Genomic DNA, 17352 nt, shown 5'->3' on the forward strand with positions numbered 1-17352 from the left:
TCAATATAGCGGGCATAGTATAGATTGATCTTATGAAAATGAATGTAGCAAAACTAATCAATCCAATTGTTTTTGTTGAAAAGCAATATAAGGGGAATTGATAAATAAGTAGTCTTTCTAATTAAAAACAACTATTTGTATTTCTTTTGTGTCTAAAATGTTGCTTTATGTTATAAGTGTAATTGTTAAGTATAAGTGAAACGAAGTCAACCTAAAACAATTTCAATTTGCTTTCGATAAATAGTTAAATCTAATTTATCTTGAGACAAATCATAAAAAAGGATTGAGTTTTTATTTTTTAAATATATAATCTGTTTTGTACAGACAGGTCTGTATATTTTGGTTCAGTAAGGTCGAAAAAAACGTCTAATTGTGAACCAAAATGACTTTCAGACGCAGCGTGATACATAAGAAGAATCATTAAATATAAGAAGAAGAATATCACGCTTTATTTTTATGCTGCTCTTTCGAAATCGATTAATTTTTCTACTCGAGTCCAGTAATCATTAATTTTTATTGAACCATGTTCGACTTGAGCCTGTATGGTCATACCTTCCAAAATATTAACGAGTAGTAAAGATAGGGGAACTGGCTCTTTTACATCATACTGGTTAAGAAGATTTTGCATAAGTTGAGTCAACCAAGCTTTATACAAAGTGGCAGGTTGATGTGTTGAAGGATATTGTTTTAAAACCTCTTCCAAGGCTTTTTGAAACATACAGCCATTAAAATCTTCGCTATTAAACCAGTCGGAATACCATAAAAATACTGCTTTAATTCTGGCAAGAGGGTCTAACTCATCATGTTTTGATAAGGCAGAAGTAAGAGAGTTTTGTAGAAGCGTATTTCGAAGAAGTAGACACTCTTCAATTAATTTTTCTTTTGATGGAAAATGCTTATAGAAAGTCATTTTTGCAACGCCAGATTCATTAATGATGCGATCTACACCTATAGAATTATAGCTATACGAGTTAAAAAGTCTTAATGCGGTGTTAATAATGTCATCTTTTTTCGACATATTTTAGCCTCTCACAAATGAATTGCTATTAGCTTGAACGGTGATCTTTATCAATGAGAATCTAGATAATTTAATTTTACAAGGTATTGTTTGTTATTGATAGAAAAAAGATATTATTTTTTTAAACGCTGAAGTTTTACTTTTAAGGGAAAGGTAAAGAGTTTTAGGCTATATATTTAAATAATTATACTTCCTTTTTCAAAATCTTTTAACTCCAATATTTTTGCGATAAGTCGCTTTAAAATTTAAAAAGGAAAATTAATAAACAAAAAACAAATCTATTTTTGAGTTTTTCGGCTAATTTAAAAGTGGACTTCCCGTTGTTTTGAAAAGTCCACTTTTATTAAAGTTTTTTACTCTGAAGGAGGTAAAAGCATCAAAATAGATTCATTGAGTAAGTAAGCAACATTTTCAAGGATTTCAAGCTCATTAAATTCGCTATCGAAAGCTAAGCTCTCTCCATCAGCAATAGCTTTTAATTTTGGTGCGAAGGTTTCAGCTATACATAGCGCTTCGCCATTTCCCCAGAAGTTTAGAATTCCGTTATTTTCTGTATAAAGTAGGCGAGAGGCAGGTTCTAATAGAACTTCATAACCTTCATGTAAGATCTCTTGAAGATCATCGGCTTCGATCTCATCAGGTTCTGGAATATTATCTGGATATTTAGGTTCGCTCATATAAGACATGATTGCTGCATCAAGTGCTGCAGAGTCTTGCAACTGAGCTAAAACTAAGTCTTTTAGATAGCTTAGTTCAGTTGAGTTAATTTCACCAATTTGACTCATTTGTTTGCGTGCGATGTCTATAACAGGATTTTGAAGTAAAGTATTGGCTGAAAATTGATCGCTAATGCGTTCCATCATTCCTGCAATGTTTGGCATACGAAAGCCAAATGAGAAAGTTAAGCAGTCATCTTCGGCAACCCCATAATGTGCCATTCCAGGTGGAACATAGAGTAAATCACCTGGTGCTAAAACTTCATCAAATTGCACATCTATTTCTGGCAAAAGTTTTAATGGTTGATTGGGTACAAATGTGGTATTTACATCGCACATTTGACCTAGCTGCCAGCGACGATGACCATGACCCTGAACTAAAAACACATCATAAAAATCGAAATGTTTCCCAACTGAACCACCCTTAGGTGCATAAGACACCATAATATCGTCGCGGCGCCATTGAGGAATAAAAGGAAATTTTTTCCAAAGTTCAGAAAGATCAAAAGAGTAGTGATCTACTGCCTGTACTAAAATTGACCATAATTTTGGTAGCTTTTGAAAATCACCTTTGGTTAAAGGTGAAGACTTTACGTGCCATTCATTTGGATTTTTATCTTTTTGGCGAATCAATCTGGCACTTGCATGTTCTTCCAAGGCAAGTTCTTGCACATCTTGAGGTTGTAAAAGACCTATAATTTCTGGTAATCCGTTACGCACCAGTAAAGGTTTTTTCTGCCAATACTCTGCTAAAAATTGCTCGGCAGTAATACCGCCTAAAACTGTTAAAGGTTCTGTCATGGAAATAACCTATTTATAAAATATCTAGAATTAAGGAATTTGTAGATCAAGTTGCCTTAAAATATGGCAAAGTTGAATCATAGGAAGACCCATAAGTGTGGTCTGGTCTTGGCCTATCATTTTTTCAAACAAGCTAATTCCTAAACTTTCGCACTTAAAGCTACCTGCACAATGTAGTGGCTGATCTAATAAAACGTAACGTTCAATTTCAGCTTGATTCAGGTTTCGAAATTTAACTTGATAATGTTCAACAAGCGTTTGCTCAAAGTCTCTATCGAGCCATTGCACGCTAAGAGCTGTACTAAAAAAAAGAATTCGACCAGAATTTTCGGCTAGTTGTGCTTTGGCATTTTCACTAGTCATCGGTTTGCCAATAAAGTCATGCGGGGTATGCTCTCGCCAAGCAACTTGATCTGAACCAATAACGATGGCTGATGGATTCTGTTCAGCAATCACCTGAGCTTTTGTGAAAGCGAGTCTTTTTGCAAGTTCATCGGCATGGGTTTCATCGCGAGGACTTTCATCAATATCGGGACTAATACAAATATAATTAATTCCAAGACGGTCCATTAAGTCTTTGCGAGTTTGACTACTCGATGCCAAAATAATTTGTGGCTGAACCATTACACTGCAAATTCCATTAATACATCTAAAGGTACATAGCTTAATACAGCTTGATGACATGCATGTATTTTAATAGGAGGAGCTTCACCAGCTTGATAAGCCTCTACCCAGCGAGTTACGCAGATACACCAGAAATCACCCGGTTTCAGACCAGGGAAACCTACTTCTGGCAAAGGAGTAATAAGATCATTACCAATTTTCTGAGAGAAATTTAAGAAATCAGAGGTCATTTGTGCACATACGGTGTGCTGACCAAGGTCTGTTACTGCTGTGTGGCAGAAACCATTTCTAAAATAGCCTGTAATAGGGTCAAAGCAACAACTTGCTAAAGGTTCCCCTAAAACATTTAAGCGATTGATTTGTGGATCTGGATGAATAGACATAATGGGTGAAATATCAAATAACTACCTCTATCATAATCAAAACTGGGGCTTTCTACAGCTTTTATGCAAAAAAACTAACCTTTTTTGATGTAATCATTTAAAATTGGCGCGTTTTTAAAATCATAAAGAGAGCTTTACATGAATTTTCAGCGTATGACTGACCTTAACTTAACAGGCAAACGTGTCCTTATTCGTGAAGATTTAAACGTTCCTGTCAAAAATGGTGTGATTACTAGCGATGCTCGCTTACGTGCAGCATTACCAACTATTAAAGCTGCTTTAGATAAAGGCGCAGCAGTGATGGTATGTTCACATCTAGGTCGTCCTGTTGAAGGTGAACCAAAGCCAGAACAATCACTTGCACCAGTCGCTGCTTATTTAACAGAAGTATTAGGCCAAGAAGTTAAATTATTAACAGATTATCTAGAAGGCGTTGAAGTTGAAGCTGGTCAAGTTGTATTGCTTGAAAATGTACGCTTTAACTATGGCGAAAAGAAAAATAATCCAGAGCTCGCTCAAAAATATGCTGCATTATGTGATGTATTTGTTATGGATGCATTTGGTACTGCTCATCGTGCAGAAGCATCTACTGAAGGTGTAGCTCGTTTTGCTCCAGTTGCTGCTGCTGGTCCTTTATTGGCTGCTGAGTTAGATGCACTAGGCCGTGCAATGCAAACTCCTGAAAAACCAATGGTTGCAATTGTTGCTGGTTCTAAAGTTTCAACTAAACTCGATGTTTTAAACTCACTTTCTAGTATCTGTGATCAACTGATCGTTGGTGGCGGTATTGCAAATACATTCTTAGCAGCTGCTGGCTTTAACGTTGGTAAATCATTATATGAAGCTGACTTGGTTGAAACTGCTAAACAAATTGCTGCTAAAGTAAGTGTTCCACTTCCTACAGATGTTGTAGTTGCTGATGCATCGCAAATTAATTTTGAAGATTTCTTAGGTTCTTTAGCAGCAGCTCAAGCTGTTGTGAAGAAAGTAGAAGATGTGACTGCAAATGATATGATTTTAGACGTTGGTCCAGAAACAGCTAAAGCATTTGCTGATATTTTAACAACATCAAAAACGATCCTTTGGAATGGTCCAGTAGGCGTATTTGAAGTAGATCAATTTGGTGAAGGTACCAAAGCACTTTCTCTTGCGGTTGCTCAATCGGAAGGATTCTCGATTGCTGGTGGTGGAGATACATTAGCTGCGATTGATAAATATAACGTAGCTGACAAAATTGGTTATATTTCTACAGGTGGTGGCGCATTCCTTGAGTTTGTTGAAGGAAAAACATTGCCAGCAGTTGCTGTTTTGCTTGAACGTGCTTAATACTGTTATATAGAAATAAGAAGGGATTGGGTAACCAATCCCTTTTTCATTGATAAGTCATTAAACTGTCATATATTTGCAATAAAATGTAGAGCATTAAATCACCAACTGTGGAAAATAGTGATGAATTTAAAGCTTACATTTGCTGCTATATTAATTGTACCGATGATGTTGACTGCTTGTGCTAAGAAAGATGAAGCATCTCAAGCGGGTCAAGAATCAGCTGCATCTACTGCTGTTTCTGAAAAAGTAACACCTGAGCAACAAGCAGCAATTGATGCGATTGATAAGCCAGTTCTAGATGAAAAGAATACAGATGTGGTTGAAGGTAGTGCGCCAAGTGAGGCTGCTGCTTCAGAAGCACATTAATTTGTTGTTTTTTGTTAAAAAATCCCTGCAAATGCAGGGATTTTTTTTGAAATACTGTGATTTGTTGCTGAATTGAAATAAATGACAGGGTAGAATAGGCCGCACTACCTGGGAGGATATTATGGCACTCATTTCAATGCGCCAGCTCTTGGATCACGCTGCTGAACATAACTACGGCGTACCAGCATTTAACGTAAATAACTTAGAACAAATGCGTGCAATTATGCTTGCCGCGGATGCAACCAATTCACCTGTAATTGTTCAAGCATCAGCTGGAGCTCGCAAATATGCAGGCGCTCCATTCTTACGCCATCTTATTTTGGCTGCAATTGAAGAATGGCCACATATTCCAGTGGTAATGCATCAAGACCATGGAACAAGCCCTGATATCTGTCAGCGTTCAATTCAGCTTGGCTTTAGCTCAGTGATGATGGACGGTTCATTAGGTACAGATGGTAAAACACCTACTTCTTACGAATACAACGTTGATGTAACTCGTAATGTTGTTGCTTTAGCACATGCATGTGGTGTTTCTGTCGAAGGTGAGATTGGCTGTTTAGGTAGCCTTGAAACTGGTATGGCTGGCGAAGAAGACGGTGTTGGTGCAGAAGGTGTACTTGATCACTCACAACTTCTTACTTCTGTTGAAGAAGCGACTCAGTTTGTTGCCGATACTAATGTAGATGCATTGGCGATTGCTGTAGGTACTTCACATGGTGCTTACAAGTTCACTCGTCCACCTACAGGTGATATCTTGGCAATTGACCGCATTAAAGAAATTCACGCGGCATTACCAAATACTCATCTTGTTATGCATGGTTCAAGTTCTGTGCCGCAAGAGTGGTTAAAAGTAATAAATGAGTTTGGCGGTGATATTAAAGAGACTTATGGTGTACCTGTTGAACAGCTTGTAGAAGCAATTAAACATGGTGTGCGTAAGATCAATATCGATACAGACTTACGTTTAGCATCTACTGGTGCAATTCGTCAGTTTATGGCTGAAAACCCAGCTGAATTCGATCCACGTAAATACTTTGCTAAAACTGTAGATTCAATGAAGCAAATTTGTATTGATCGTTATGAAGCGTTTGGTACAGCTGGAAATGCTGACAAGATTCGCCCGATTTCTTTAGAGAAAATGGTTGATCGCTATAAATAATTCCCGTTAGGGTTTAATTTATAGAAACCGGTTATTTATATAACCGGTTTTTTATTATGTAAATTTCATGCATAAAAAAACCTGTGTTTGTCACAGGTTTTGATGAAGAGAAAAAGACTTACTTTTGTAAGTTCTTTTTATCTAGACTTGGATCTTTGATTTCTACATATGCGTTTGCACGTACTTCACGTAACCAGCTATCAATCTCAGTGTTAAATTGGCGTTCACCTAAAATTTGACGTGCCATCCGCTCTTGATATTCATGCGTCATATCTTTTTCACGTTTATCCGTTACTTGTAAGATATGCCAGCCGAACTGAGTTTGGAAAGGTTCGCTAATTTCACCTACAGGAATTTCCTGCATTTTTTTATCAAATTCAGGAACCATCATTCCAGGTGTTACCCAACCCAAACTTCCCCCATCACGTGCTGAACCTGTGTCATTTGAATAGGTTGCTGCAAGTGTTGCAAAATCTTGACCAGCTTTTAAGCGTTTATAGATGTTATCAATAATTTGCTTAGCATTCTCAAGAGTCACTACTTCAGATGGCTGAATGAGAATGTGGCGGGTTTGAAATTGAGGTACTAAAGCTTTTTGCTCATTTTGTTTACGTTCAAGAAGCTTTAAAACATGTACACCATCACGTACTGAAACTAGGTCAGTTGTTTGACCATCTTGTAATGGTGTAATACGAGCCGCAAGTTCAGCAGGAATATCAGACAGTGGGCGGAAACCCATATCAGCACCTTCAACTTTTACATTTGCAGTTGAAAGTTTTTTCAAAGCATTTATATCATTACTTTGCGCAAGCTTTGAACGCACTTCTTGAGCTACAGATTGAACTTCCTGTACATTTTCACCAGAAATGCGCATATGAATTACATGTGCTTGATTACCTAACGCAGCTTGTCCCTGAGGTGATTTTAAGAAGTTTTCTACATCTTGATCACTAATTTTAATACGAGACATCACTTGTTGTTGGCGCAAACGGCTAATCGCTAAATCTTCAGCGATTCGGCCACGTAAACTTTCATAAGTTCCTGGTGCCATAGCATCTAACTTTTGCTGGAAAGCTTCTAAACTTTTACTTCCAGATTGACTTGCTACTTTTAAGACTGCTTCATTTAAGCTTTTTTCATCAGGTTTAATGCCATATTTTTTAACTTGTTCAAGTTGAGCCTGACGCAAAATTAATTGATCTAATACCTGAAACTGCAAGTATTGCTGAGGTGGCACTTCTTTTTTTTGAGCTTGCAGTTCATGAGCTGCTTCAGCCATACCTTGTTGAAGATCGCTTTTTAAAATTACGCTATTGTCCACAATTGCCACAACTTCATCAGCGGGTTGGGCAAAACTATGCATTGATGAAGAGATTAGGGCAGCAAGTGTAGTTGCTTTAAAAAACTGTTTAAGATGCTTTGTCTTCATTAACGTTGTGTCCAAGATTGATTAATTTTGTTAAAACCTAAAACGCGATTTTCAAGTAAAGACGCGAGTTTATTGTTTAAACCACCTAAACCTTTTAGTGTAATTTCGGCCATGATCGCGCGCTTTTCACTAACATCTGGAGATTTTGGATCGTCTAGATCGTTATAGTATGAACGGCCATAGACAGAAATACCCCAGCAACATGACTCATAGTTAACTCCTAGCAAGAGTTCACGGGCAACATCATTGTCCATGTCATATTGTACGTGGCCCATAATACGCCAATTGTCTTTAATTGGTTGTATAAACGATGCAACAACTTGGTCATAAGTATCTTGACGACCAGGAATATCTTTACGATAGAAATAGCCTAAGTTATATAGATTTCCTTTATCACCAGTATAGTAAAGTTGGAAGTCACGTTGAGCATTGTCACCATTCGACATCCAAGCTGAGTTGGCAGCAATGGTAAAGTTTTGGTTAAGCTGGCTTGATAGACTCACCACAGGACCTGTGTTGCGTTCAGTATCAATTTCATCTTGTTGTCGTTGTAAGGTGACACGACGGTCTTCGAAATAGTAACTTTGACCTACACTTGCCCGTAAACGTTCTAAACCTACTGTGTCAAAGAGGCTATAACTTACACCCAATGATAAAAAGTTATTGTCTTCTAGGCGGTCATGACCATAAAAACGGTAAGGGTTAAATAATTGATCATAACTTACTGACGCAGTAGTTGAGTCAAAGTTAGGGTAACCATCTTGATTTTTGTATGGCGCATATGCATAGAAAGCACGTGGTGTAAGTGTTTGTAAGTACTTGCCATCACGTTCAAAGTTCAGTCCAGTGTCTAACGTGAATTGAGGTACAACGACTGATTTGTTTTCGGAACCACCATCTAGATTTTGAGATGCGATACTGTCCTTATCATAAAACGTTTGAATAGAACGTACAGAGACTTCAGGAATCACAAAAGCTGCCGGTGTACGGTAGTTATAACGCGTTGCGAACTGGTTATAAATACGTGTACCACTACTTTCTTGAGCAGAATCATCATTAATTGATTTCTTAAAGTAAGCAGTGTCGTTATTAAATTCGTATTGTAGTCCTAGTGGATTACCAGTGACGTAATTTAATAAGAATTGTGGTAAACGCGCGTATGGTTTATCTGCATCTGCAACTTCAGGATCAAGTGTCTGGAAATCTTCGACCTTAAGCTGTGCTTTTAAACCCGGAATACCATGTTGATAATTAAGTTCCCAAGCTCTACGTAAGTTAAGATCTGTTTTAGAGTTAGGACTGCTATCTAAGTCAGAGAAATAATCTTTATCTGATGCATAGTTATATTCGAGGTTAGTAGACCATTGATCATTGATATCCCAATTATGTAAAAAATGGAAATCTTTACGATCTTTGTCATCATAACCTTTGTCAGATGGCAAGATGCCACCCCACATTTCCCCAGCACCAAAGCCATCGGTTAAATATCTAAATTCACCTTTTAGCATTGCACCGCGGTCTGCTAAATATCGCGGAGTAAGTGTCAAATCATAGTTAGGTGCAAGATTTAAATAAACCGGAACAGAAAGCTCAACACCACCATCATTTGAGAAACCAAATTGTGGGTTGAGAATACCTGTAGTACGGCGGTCGTCAATCGGGAAGTTAAAATAGGGAACAGCTAGAACGGGAACGTCCTTAACATATAATTTTGTTCCACGAGTTACGCCGCGTCCAGTTTCCTGATTTAACTCAATTTTATTGGCTTGGATTTTCCAACCAGGTTTTTGGCCTGGTGGGCAAGTCGTATAGGTTGCATCATTAAGAACCATAACATTTGGTGAGGTCCTTTCGATTTTTCCTGCATGACCATGGGCATGTTGCTGTTCAGAAATATAAAAACTATTGTCTAAATTCCCGGTTTGGGTTTTTAGGTTGTAATTAATTTCATCACTCTGTGAAAGTAACCCGCCTTGAGCTAACTGTACTCGACCTTGTGCATGCGCAAAGGTTTGGGTCTTATCAATCGTTACTTTGTCAGCACGAACTGTGCGTCCTTCCTGATCAATAACGACATCGCCTTCTAAAACAGAATCACCCGCTGGGTTGTAATGTCCGTAGTTAGCAGTAACGACAGAAGTCGCTTTGTCGGCATCTAAAGCTTTGGTCTCAGGGTTAATCGGTGTAACCCATGTGCCTTGGCAAAATGCCGAGCTTAAATATTTATTGTCACGAAGCTGAGCTTCAGGTGCAGATTTATCAACATAATATTGCTGAAAGAATTCTTGACCTGGGTAAGCTTCCTTGATGCTCGCTTTAAGTTGATTATTGTCTATATTGGAGACAACATCAGTTGACTCAGCATAACTTGATTGTATGGAGCCACATAAGAGCGTAAAAATAGCTGTCGCTAAAGGATTAAATTTAAACTGATGCTTCATTGTCTCATTAACCAAGTATGCTAATTCACAATTAATTATTGTCGCATCATAGAGAAAAAGTTTATAAGTGGCTACACTTAACCCTTCAAAAATCTCAGCTTGTTTTAGATTTTATTGCAAATGAATACACAACGTGAACAATTGATATATACATGGCTTACATCTGTTCTTGAAAATGATCAATTTAAGATCGCTTTTTTAGCAGGTGATGCAAGCTTCCGCCGTTATGCGCGTATCGAGTTACAAAATAAAACGTATATGCTCATGGATGCCCCTCCAGAAAAAGAAGACTGTGTTCCGTTTGTGACCATTGACGAGTTTTTTGCGAGCCATGGCGTACGTGTGCCTCAGATCGTCGCGAAAGATCTGGCTCAAGGTTTTCTATTGTTAGAAGACTTTGGCGATGTGCTTTTGTCGACATTATTGACTAACGAAACTGTTGATAAATACTACGAACAAAGTTTTAAACAACTTATTCAATTGCAGTCTATTGACGGGACTAATCAGTTCCCAGCTTATTCTTACGAAAAATTAATGTCGGAAATGCATCTACTCACAGACTGGATGTTACCGTCGCTTTCTATTCAGCCGACTGCTGAACAGAAAAAAACGATTGATAATGCATTTGACTTCTTGGCTCATGCTGCATTAGCCCAACCACAAGTTATTGTACATCGAGATTTTCATAGTCGAAATTTGATGAAAATTACCGATGAGCAAGAATTAGGGGTAATCGACTTCCAAGATGCTGTTATTGGCGCTGATACATATGATCTAATTTCGATTACTCGTGATGCATATGTTCAATGGAACGCTGATCGTGTTTATCAATGGTTTAAAGTGTTTTATGACCTGTTGCCAGCGTCGACTAAACAAAACCGTAGCTTTGATCAATTTAAACGTGATGCAGATTTAATGGCGATCCAACGCCATATTAAAATTTTAGGCATTTTTGTTCGCTTATTTGAACGTGATGGTAAGTCTGGTTATTTGAGGGATTTACCACGTGTCATGTGGTATTTGCTCGAAGAAAGTCGTGGTTACGCTGAGCTTGAAGAGTTTATGGCATTTATAAATAATATCGTGATGCCTAAATTTATCGAGAAATATGGTAGCTATGAGGTAGCAGCATAATGAAAGCAATGATTCTTGCTGCTGGCTTGGGCAATCGTATGCGTCCACTTACGCTATATACACCAAAGCCTCTGCTTGAGGTGGGTGGTAAACCCCTGATTGTGTGGCATATTGAAAAACTTAAGAAAATTGGTGTGACTGAAATAGTCATCAATTCTGCATGGTTGGCCGACAAGCTCATCAGTAGTTTAGGTGATGGCTCTCAATTTGGTGTGGATATCCGTTGGACACGAGAGGATGAAGGGCTAGAAACAGCTGGTGGAATTATTAATGCTTTGCCACTGCTTGGAACAGATCCTTTTATTCTGGTGAATGGGGATGTATGGACCACAATGGATTTTGAAGGTCTGCGCCATATTAAGCTAAATGATGATTTGGCACATCTTGTGTTGGTTGATAATCCTAAACAGCATCCTGAAGGCGACTTTACATTATTGGATGGGCGCGCTTTTACATTCGATCAAGATGTGACGGGCGAAAAACTCACTTTTAGTGGTCTATCTGTTATTCATCCTAAACTTTTTGACGGATTGGAAGCGGGTAAGCGTCCTTTAGCTCCACTATTGAAGCAAGCGATGCATAATCAGAAAATATCTGGTGAAAAGCTTAAAGGTGCATGGGTAGATGTGGGAACGCCTGAGCGTTTAATGGAGCTAGATTTGCAAATTCGTGAAGGCTTCTACGATTAAGTGTGTAATCCCTAATCGTTAACTAGTGTTCCACGATGCATAAATGGGTATACTTTGTTTTAAATTTTACTTAGATGTTATCTGTTTATGCATCCGTTTTTTCAAGAGTTACAACAGGGTAGTCAAAAATTAGGTTTATCGCTTAGCGATGAAGCTTTGACATTATTGTTGAAGTATCAAGATGCTTTGGTACTTTGGAACAAAGCTTATAATCTAACAGCGATTCGTGATCCGAAAGAAATGTTAGTGAAGCATTTGTTAGATAGCCTAAGTATTTTGAAAGATTTGCCAACAGGCCGTTTGCTTGATGTAGGTACAGGTGGTGGTATGCCGGGCATGATCATTGCTTTATGTCAGCCGGAACGCTCATGTGTATTACTTGATTCAAATGGTAAGAAAATTCGTTTTTTGAAACAGTTTATTGCTGACCTTAAGTTAAAAAACGTAGTAGCCGTGCAAACACGTGTTGAAAATCAAGATACAATTGATGAGCTTGGTCAATTTGATGTGATTACAAGTCGCGCTTTTGCTTCTTTAACGGATTTTGTGGATGCAGCTCAGCCATACTTGCATCAAAGCAGTATAATTGCAGCAATGAAAGGAGTTGTGCCAGTTGAGGAAATTGAGCAACTTAAGCAGGACTTTTCATGTAAAGTGATTGAGCTGCGCGTACCAAGACTTGATGAACAACGTCATTTACTTTTACTTCAACGTATTTAAATAAAAAGTATTAGGGTTACCATGGCTCAAATTATTGCGATTGCAAACCAAAAGGGTGGTGTTGGTAAAACAACGACTGCAGTAAATCTTGCAGCGTCTCTAGCTGTATTAAAGAAACGTGTATTACTTGTAGATATGGATTCACAAGGTAATGCTACGATGGGGTCTGGTATTCAAAAGAACGATCTTTTGTATTCCATTACGGATGTTCTACTTGGTGAAGTACCAATTGAAACGGCCATTCAAAAAGCAGAAGTCGGATATAAAGTTTTAGGTTCTAATCGTGAACTTTCCGGTGTTGAGCTTGCTATTGCGGAGCAAGAGGGCCGTGAATTCATTCTAAAAAATGCTTTGAATGAAATCCGAAACTCATTTGATTTTATCATTGTGGATTGTGCGCCAAGCTTGAGTTTGATTACTGTCAATGCTTTGGCAGCTGTAGATAGTGTAATCATTCCAATGCAATGCGAATATTATGCGCTAGAAGGTTTAGCTGATTTAACCCAGACTATAGATCGTATTCAAAAGGCATTAAATCCTGATTTAGAAATTATTGGTGTATTACGTACAATGTACGATGCACGAAATGCTTTAACACGTGATGTATCTGCTGAGTTAGAACAGTATTTCGGTAAAAAACTTTATGATACTGTCGTTCCACGTAATGTTCGCTTAGCAGAAGCGCCAGCACATGGTTTGCCTGTTATCTATTTTGAGAAAAGTTCTAAAGGTGCAGTTGCATACTTAAATCTTGCAGCTGAGATGTTGAAGAAAAGTAAAGTGAAGAAAGGAAGTAAAGTATGAGCATCAAAAAACGCGGATTGGCTAAAGGACGTGGTTTAGATGCATTACTTGGTTCAATTCAAAAAGAAAAATTACAGCTGGAAGCACAGGCACTTGACCACGGACAGTTGAAACAAATTGATGTAAATTTATTGAAACGTGGTGAATATCAACCACGTCGCTTTATTCATGAGCATGATTTGCAAGAGCTAGCATCTTCTATTGAAAAACATGGAGTGATGCAACCTATTGTAATTCGTCCAGTTGATGATGAATCACATCCATACGAAATCATTGCTGGTGAACGACGCTGGCGTGCAGCGCAACTTGCGGGTTTAACTGAAATTCCTGCAATTGTTCGTGATTTAAATGATCAGGTTGCCATTGCATTAGCACTTATTGAGAATATTCAGCGTCAAGATTTAAATCCGATTGATCAGGCTATAGCCTTGCAGCGTTTTCATGATGAATTCGGTTTGAGCCATCAAGAAATTGCTGACACAGTAGGGAAAGCACGTACTACCGTAAGTAATTTACTTCGTTTGTTGAGTTTGGCGGATGAAATTAAAGATTTCATGCAGCAAGGCCAGCTTGATATGGGGCATGCTCGAGCTATCTTGACGTTAAAGGGTAAAGATCAATTAGACGTTGCTAAAATCGTAATTGAAAAAGGACTATCTGTTCGTCAAACAGAGCAATTGGTGCGTGATAGAAGTGAGCCTAAGCAGGAGAAGGAAAAAGCACCTGTAGCACCTGATATTGAACAATTGACACAAAAATTATCAGAGCGTTTTGGCGCTAATGTGAAAATTGATCATAATCAAAAAGGTAAGGGTAAGCTTGTTATTCATTACCATACCTTAGATGAGTTAGATGGCATTTTAAATATTTGTTTGCCTGATTAATTTGTATTTGGGTCATATATTTCTAATTTTATATTCTTGGGGAAGAAGATATGTGGGAACTTGTGAGAGCGGGTGGCTGGTTGATGCTGCCTTTAATTCTGTGCTCAATTTTAACTGTTGCGATCAGCATTGAACGTTTTGTTCGGTTAAGACGTTCACAAGTTCTACCCAAAGCATTAATTGATGATAGTTCGTTAAGAACTGAAGATATTGTGGAAAATTTGGAACAAAATGTAGAAGTGCAAAACAGCGCATTGGCTCACATTTTAAAAGCAGGTTTTGATCATCGTGAGCATGGTGAGCAATTTGCACGTGCACAAATGGAAGTAGCCGCTTCTCAAGAAATTTCTTATTTAGAAAAAAATATTAATTTCTTGGGGACTTTGAGTGCTGTGGCGCCTTTATTAGGGCTGCTTGGTACAGTGGTTGGGATTATTGAGTCATTCCTTGTGATTGATTTTGGATCGGCAGGTAGTCCAAGTTTAATGATTCCGGGTATTTCTAAAGCGCTTATTACTACAGCTGTGGGAATGTTAATTGCGATTCCTGCTTTAGTTGCTTATCGCTATTTCCAAAGATTAGTACAAGATTATATTGCTGAACTAGAGCAGCAATCGACTTTATTTCATGCCTCATTGTTCTATAAACGTTCCTCGTCTATAGCAGAACATCGTCGTGTTGGGTGATGGGTGAATAGCCAGATGAAATTTAAACGTTCTCAGGTTGAAGACATTCATATCAATTTAACGCCTATGATTGACTGTTTGTTGTTCATTTTGGTTTTTTTATTACTATCGACTACTTTTAATCAGCCAAGTCGCCTCAATTTAACGTTACCAGATGCACAAGGTGTTCCACCAAAACAGTACGATCACAAAATTGAAGTCGTGGTAGACTCTTCTGGTCATTATGCTGTAAATGGTCAGGCACTTTCGTCTAAAGAGGTTGCTGATCTGAGTACTGCGATTAAGCAAGTTGCTCAAGAGCGCCGTGATTTTATGTTCATCATTGCTGCGGATGCCAAAGCGTCTCATCAGGATGTAATTCGCGTTATGGATGTAGCAGGACAACTCGGTTTTGTTAACATCAATATTAGTACCAAAGTTCCTTCTAGAGGTTTTTCTGAGTGAATCAAGATTTTAAGGTTTATTTGCGTCTCATAGCCTATTTAAAACCTTATTGGGGCGTGGCCTTATTAGTTCTTATCGGGTTCGGTATTAACTCAGCAACAGAAGTCTCCGTTGCTAAATTGATTAAATTTATTATTGATGCAATCCAAAATGGCAGTAGAGGTGATTTGGATTGGTTCCCATTATTAATCATTTTATTGGTTTTTTTCCGTGGTTTAGGCCTTTTTATGGGAGGTTACTATACTGCGGTGATTTCACGTAGTTTAGTTTTTAGTATTCGCCAAGAAGTTTATGCCAAACTTTTAAGACTACCGGCACAATATTACCTCGATAATTCATCTGGCCATATTACTGCCAAGATTATGTATAACGTTGAGCAGCTAACGGCAGCTTCTTCGGAGTCATTAAGAACCATTGTTAGGGATGGGATGATTACTCTGGGACTGTTAGGCTACCTGTTTTATACCAATTGGCGTCTTACGCTATGTATTTTTGTATTTTTACCTGTAATTGGTGTATTGGTACGTAAAGCTTCAAAACGTATGCGAAAACTCTCATTACAGGTTCAAGATACGATGGGTGACGTGAACCACGTTGTTCAAGAGAGTATCAATGGTAATGCTGTAGTAAAAACTTTTGCTGGTGAAGAGTCTGAACAAGAACGGTTCTATAAGTCATCAGAAGAAAACTTAAAACGTGGTTTAAAAATGGTAATTGTACAAAACCTGAATAGCCCTGTGGTTCAGGTAGTAATGGCTTGTGCGATGGCCCTTATTGTATGGTTAGCTTTACGACCACAGATTTTAGGTAATACTAGTGCTGGTGAGTTCGTGGCTTACCTTACAGCTGCTGGTTTATTAGCAAAACCAGTAAAAAATTTAACTGACGTTAATGAAAAGTTACAACGTGGTTTGGCGGCAGCTCATTCTGTTTTTGAACTATTGGATTTGCCTGAAGAGCAAAATAATGGTCAGTTGAAACCTAAACTAAATGGTGCGATTCGTTTTGATCATGTGGCATTAAATTATGCTGATGGCGTACAGGCTATTAAAGACTTCTCTTTAGATATTCTCCCTGGTCAAACTGTAGCATTAGTCGGGCGTTCAGGCGCTGGTAAAAGCTCATTAGTTAATATGTTGGTACGTTTCCAAGAAGTATCAAGTGGGCAAATTTACTTAGATGGTTTGCCAATTAATGACATTGATCTTTCTTGTTTGCGTACCCAAATCGCAATGGTAAATCAGCAAGTTGTATTATTTAATCGTACTGTTCGTGAAAACATTGCGTATGGCCAGTTGCAAGGTGCCTCAGATGAGGAAATTCATGCCGCTGCAAAAGCTGCATATGCACATGACTTCATTATGAATTTACCAAATGGTTATGATACTGTTTTAGGGGCACAGGGCCTAAACTTATCCGGTGGTCAGCGTCAGCGAATTGCTATTGCTCGAGCAATTTTAAAGAATGCTCCAATATTAATTTTAGATGAAGCTACAAGTGCTCTTGATAATGAATCTGAACATTTCATTCAGCAAGCATTTGATGAAGCAATGCAAGACCGCACTACCATTGTGATTGCTCACCGTTTATCAACAATTGAGAATGCTGACCGTATTGTAGTGATGGATCAAGGACAAATTGTTGAACAAGGTACTCATCAAGAACTCCTCGCAAAACATGGTGCTTATTATCAATTACATCAGCGTAATTTCGAGGATAACTAAG

17 protein-coding genes are annotated in these 17352 nt (G+C 38.1%); 11 read left to right on the forward strand and 6 right to left on the reverse strand.

Annotation, left to right across the window (positions count from 1 at the left end; genetic code table 11):
* Positions 1-454: 454 nt before the first annotated feature.
* From MKL33_RS13450 to MKL33_RS13465, 4 genes are all read right to left on the reverse strand, one after another.
* Entirely contained in the window at positions 455-1018 is a 564-nt protein-coding gene (locus tag MKL33_RS13450) for a TetR/AcrR family transcriptional regulator (RefSeq protein WP_002121343.1), read from the reverse strand.
* 353 nt (positions 1019-1371) lie between these two features.
* Positions 1372-2535 (reverse strand): ribosomal protein uL16 3-hydroxylase, encoded by a 1164-nt coding sequence (locus MKL33_RS13455; protein ID WP_206232761.1) that lies wholly within the window; start codon positions 2533-2535, stop codon positions 1372-1374.
* A 30-nt stretch (positions 2536-2565) separates the two neighbouring features.
* Positions 2566-3159, reverse strand: coding sequence for a Maf family protein (locus MKL33_RS13460; protein ID WP_270907133.1), 594 nt, complete (start codon positions 3157-3159; stop codon positions 2566-2568).
* The gene (locus MKL33_RS13465; protein ID WP_002121396.1) at positions 3159-3542 is read right to left on the reverse strand and encodes a DUF2237 family protein; all 384 of its coding nucleotides are present in this window, start codon (positions 3540-3542) and stop codon (positions 3159-3161) included. The genes MKL33_RS13460 and MKL33_RS13465 overlap by 1 nt, the downstream gene beginning before the upstream one ends.
* A gap of 138 nt (positions 3543-3680) precedes the next feature.
* Between MKL33_RS13465 and MKL33_RS13470 the strand changes: the two genes are divergently transcribed.
* From MKL33_RS13470 to fba, 3 genes are all read left to right on the forward strand, one after another.
* Positions 3681-4868: a phosphoglycerate kinase gene (locus tag MKL33_RS13470; RefSeq protein ID WP_270907134.1), complete on the forward strand. Its 1188-nt coding sequence runs from the start codon at positions 3681-3683 to the stop codon at positions 4866-4868.
* 123 nt (positions 4869-4991) lie between these two features.
* A complete protein-coding gene (locus MKL33_RS13475) occupies positions 4992-5237 on the forward strand; it encodes a hypothetical protein (protein ID WP_206217710.1) in 246 nt (81 codons plus the stop codon).
* A 121-nt stretch (positions 5238-5358) separates the two neighbouring features.
* On the forward strand, positions 5359-6396 hold the full coding sequence (fba, locus tag MKL33_RS13480) for a class II fructose-bisphosphate aldolase (RefSeq protein ID WP_002121428.1): 1038 nt from the start codon (positions 5359-5361) through the stop codon (positions 6394-6396).
* A gap of 118 nt (positions 6397-6514) precedes the next feature.
* Here fba and MKL33_RS13485 read toward each other — a convergent pair whose 3' ends face one another.
* On the reverse strand, positions 6515-7825 hold the full coding sequence (locus tag MKL33_RS13485; protein ID WP_086398940.1) for a peptidylprolyl isomerase: 1311 nt from the start codon (positions 7823-7825) through the stop codon (positions 6515-6517).
* The gene (locus MKL33_RS13490; RefSeq protein ID WP_017386818.1) at positions 7825-10266 is read right to left on the reverse strand and encodes an LPS-assembly protein LptD; all 2442 of its coding nucleotides are present in this window, start codon (positions 10264-10266) and stop codon (positions 7825-7827) included. The genes MKL33_RS13485 and MKL33_RS13490 overlap by 1 nt, the downstream gene beginning before the upstream one ends.
* Before the next feature lie 120 nt (positions 10267-10386).
* Between MKL33_RS13490 and MKL33_RS13495 the strand changes: the two genes are divergently transcribed.
* The 8 genes from MKL33_RS13495 to msbA all read left to right on the forward strand — a co-directional run bounded on the left by MKL33_RS13495 (position 10387) and on the right by msbA (position 17351).
* On the forward strand, positions 10387-11400 hold the full coding sequence (locus MKL33_RS13495; protein ID WP_270907135.1) for an aminoglycoside phosphotransferase family protein: 1014 nt from the start codon (positions 10387-10389) through the stop codon (positions 11398-11400).
* Positions 11400-12089, forward strand: coding sequence for an N-acetylmuramate alpha-1-phosphate uridylyltransferase MurU (murU, locus tag MKL33_RS13500; protein ID WP_141315259.1), 690 nt, complete (start codon positions 11400-11402; stop codon positions 12087-12089). Before MKL33_RS13495 ends, murU begins: the two co-directional genes overlap by 1 nt.
* An 87-nt stretch (positions 12090-12176) precedes the next feature.
* Positions 12177-12809, forward strand: a complete 633-nt coding sequence (gene rsmG, locus MKL33_RS13505; protein WP_002121443.1) for a 16S rRNA (guanine(527)-N(7))-methyltransferase RsmG — start codon at positions 12177-12179, stop codon at positions 12807-12809.
* A 21-nt stretch (positions 12810-12830) separates the two neighbouring features.
* Positions 12831-13613, forward strand: a complete 783-nt coding sequence (locus MKL33_RS13510; RefSeq protein WP_002121458.1) for a ParA family protein — start codon at positions 12831-12833, stop codon at positions 13611-13613.
* On the forward strand, positions 13610-14497 hold the full coding sequence (locus MKL33_RS13515; RefSeq protein WP_032034851.1) for a ParB/RepB/Spo0J family partition protein: 888 nt from the start codon (positions 13610-13612) through the stop codon (positions 14495-14497). The genes MKL33_RS13510 and MKL33_RS13515 overlap by 4 nt, the downstream gene beginning before the upstream one ends.
* Before the next feature lie 50 nt (positions 14498-14547).
* Positions 14548-15183: a MotA/TolQ/ExbB proton channel family protein gene (locus tag MKL33_RS13520; RefSeq protein WP_005069550.1), complete on the forward strand. Its 636-nt coding sequence runs from the start codon at positions 14548-14550 to the stop codon at positions 15181-15183.
* A gap of 15 nt (positions 15184-15198) precedes the next feature.
* Positions 15199-15627 carry an ExbD/TolR family protein gene (locus tag MKL33_RS13525; protein ID WP_005069548.1) on the forward strand — a complete coding sequence of 143 codons (429 nt, stop codon included), beginning with the start codon at positions 15199-15201 and terminating at the stop codon, positions 15625-15627.
* Positions 15624-17351 (forward strand): lipid A export permease/ATP-binding protein MsbA, encoded by a 1728-nt coding sequence (gene msbA / locus MKL33_RS13530; protein ID WP_017386824.1) that lies wholly within the window; start codon positions 15624-15626, stop codon positions 17349-17351. Before MKL33_RS13525 ends, msbA begins: the two co-directional genes overlap by 4 nt.
* Position 17352: the final 1 nt, after the last annotated feature.

The organism is Acinetobacter sp. AOR43_HL, from assembly GCF_027854635.1.
Classification (GTDB): Bacteria; Pseudomonadota; Gammaproteobacteria; order Pseudomonadales; family Moraxellaceae; genus Acinetobacter; species Acinetobacter pittii.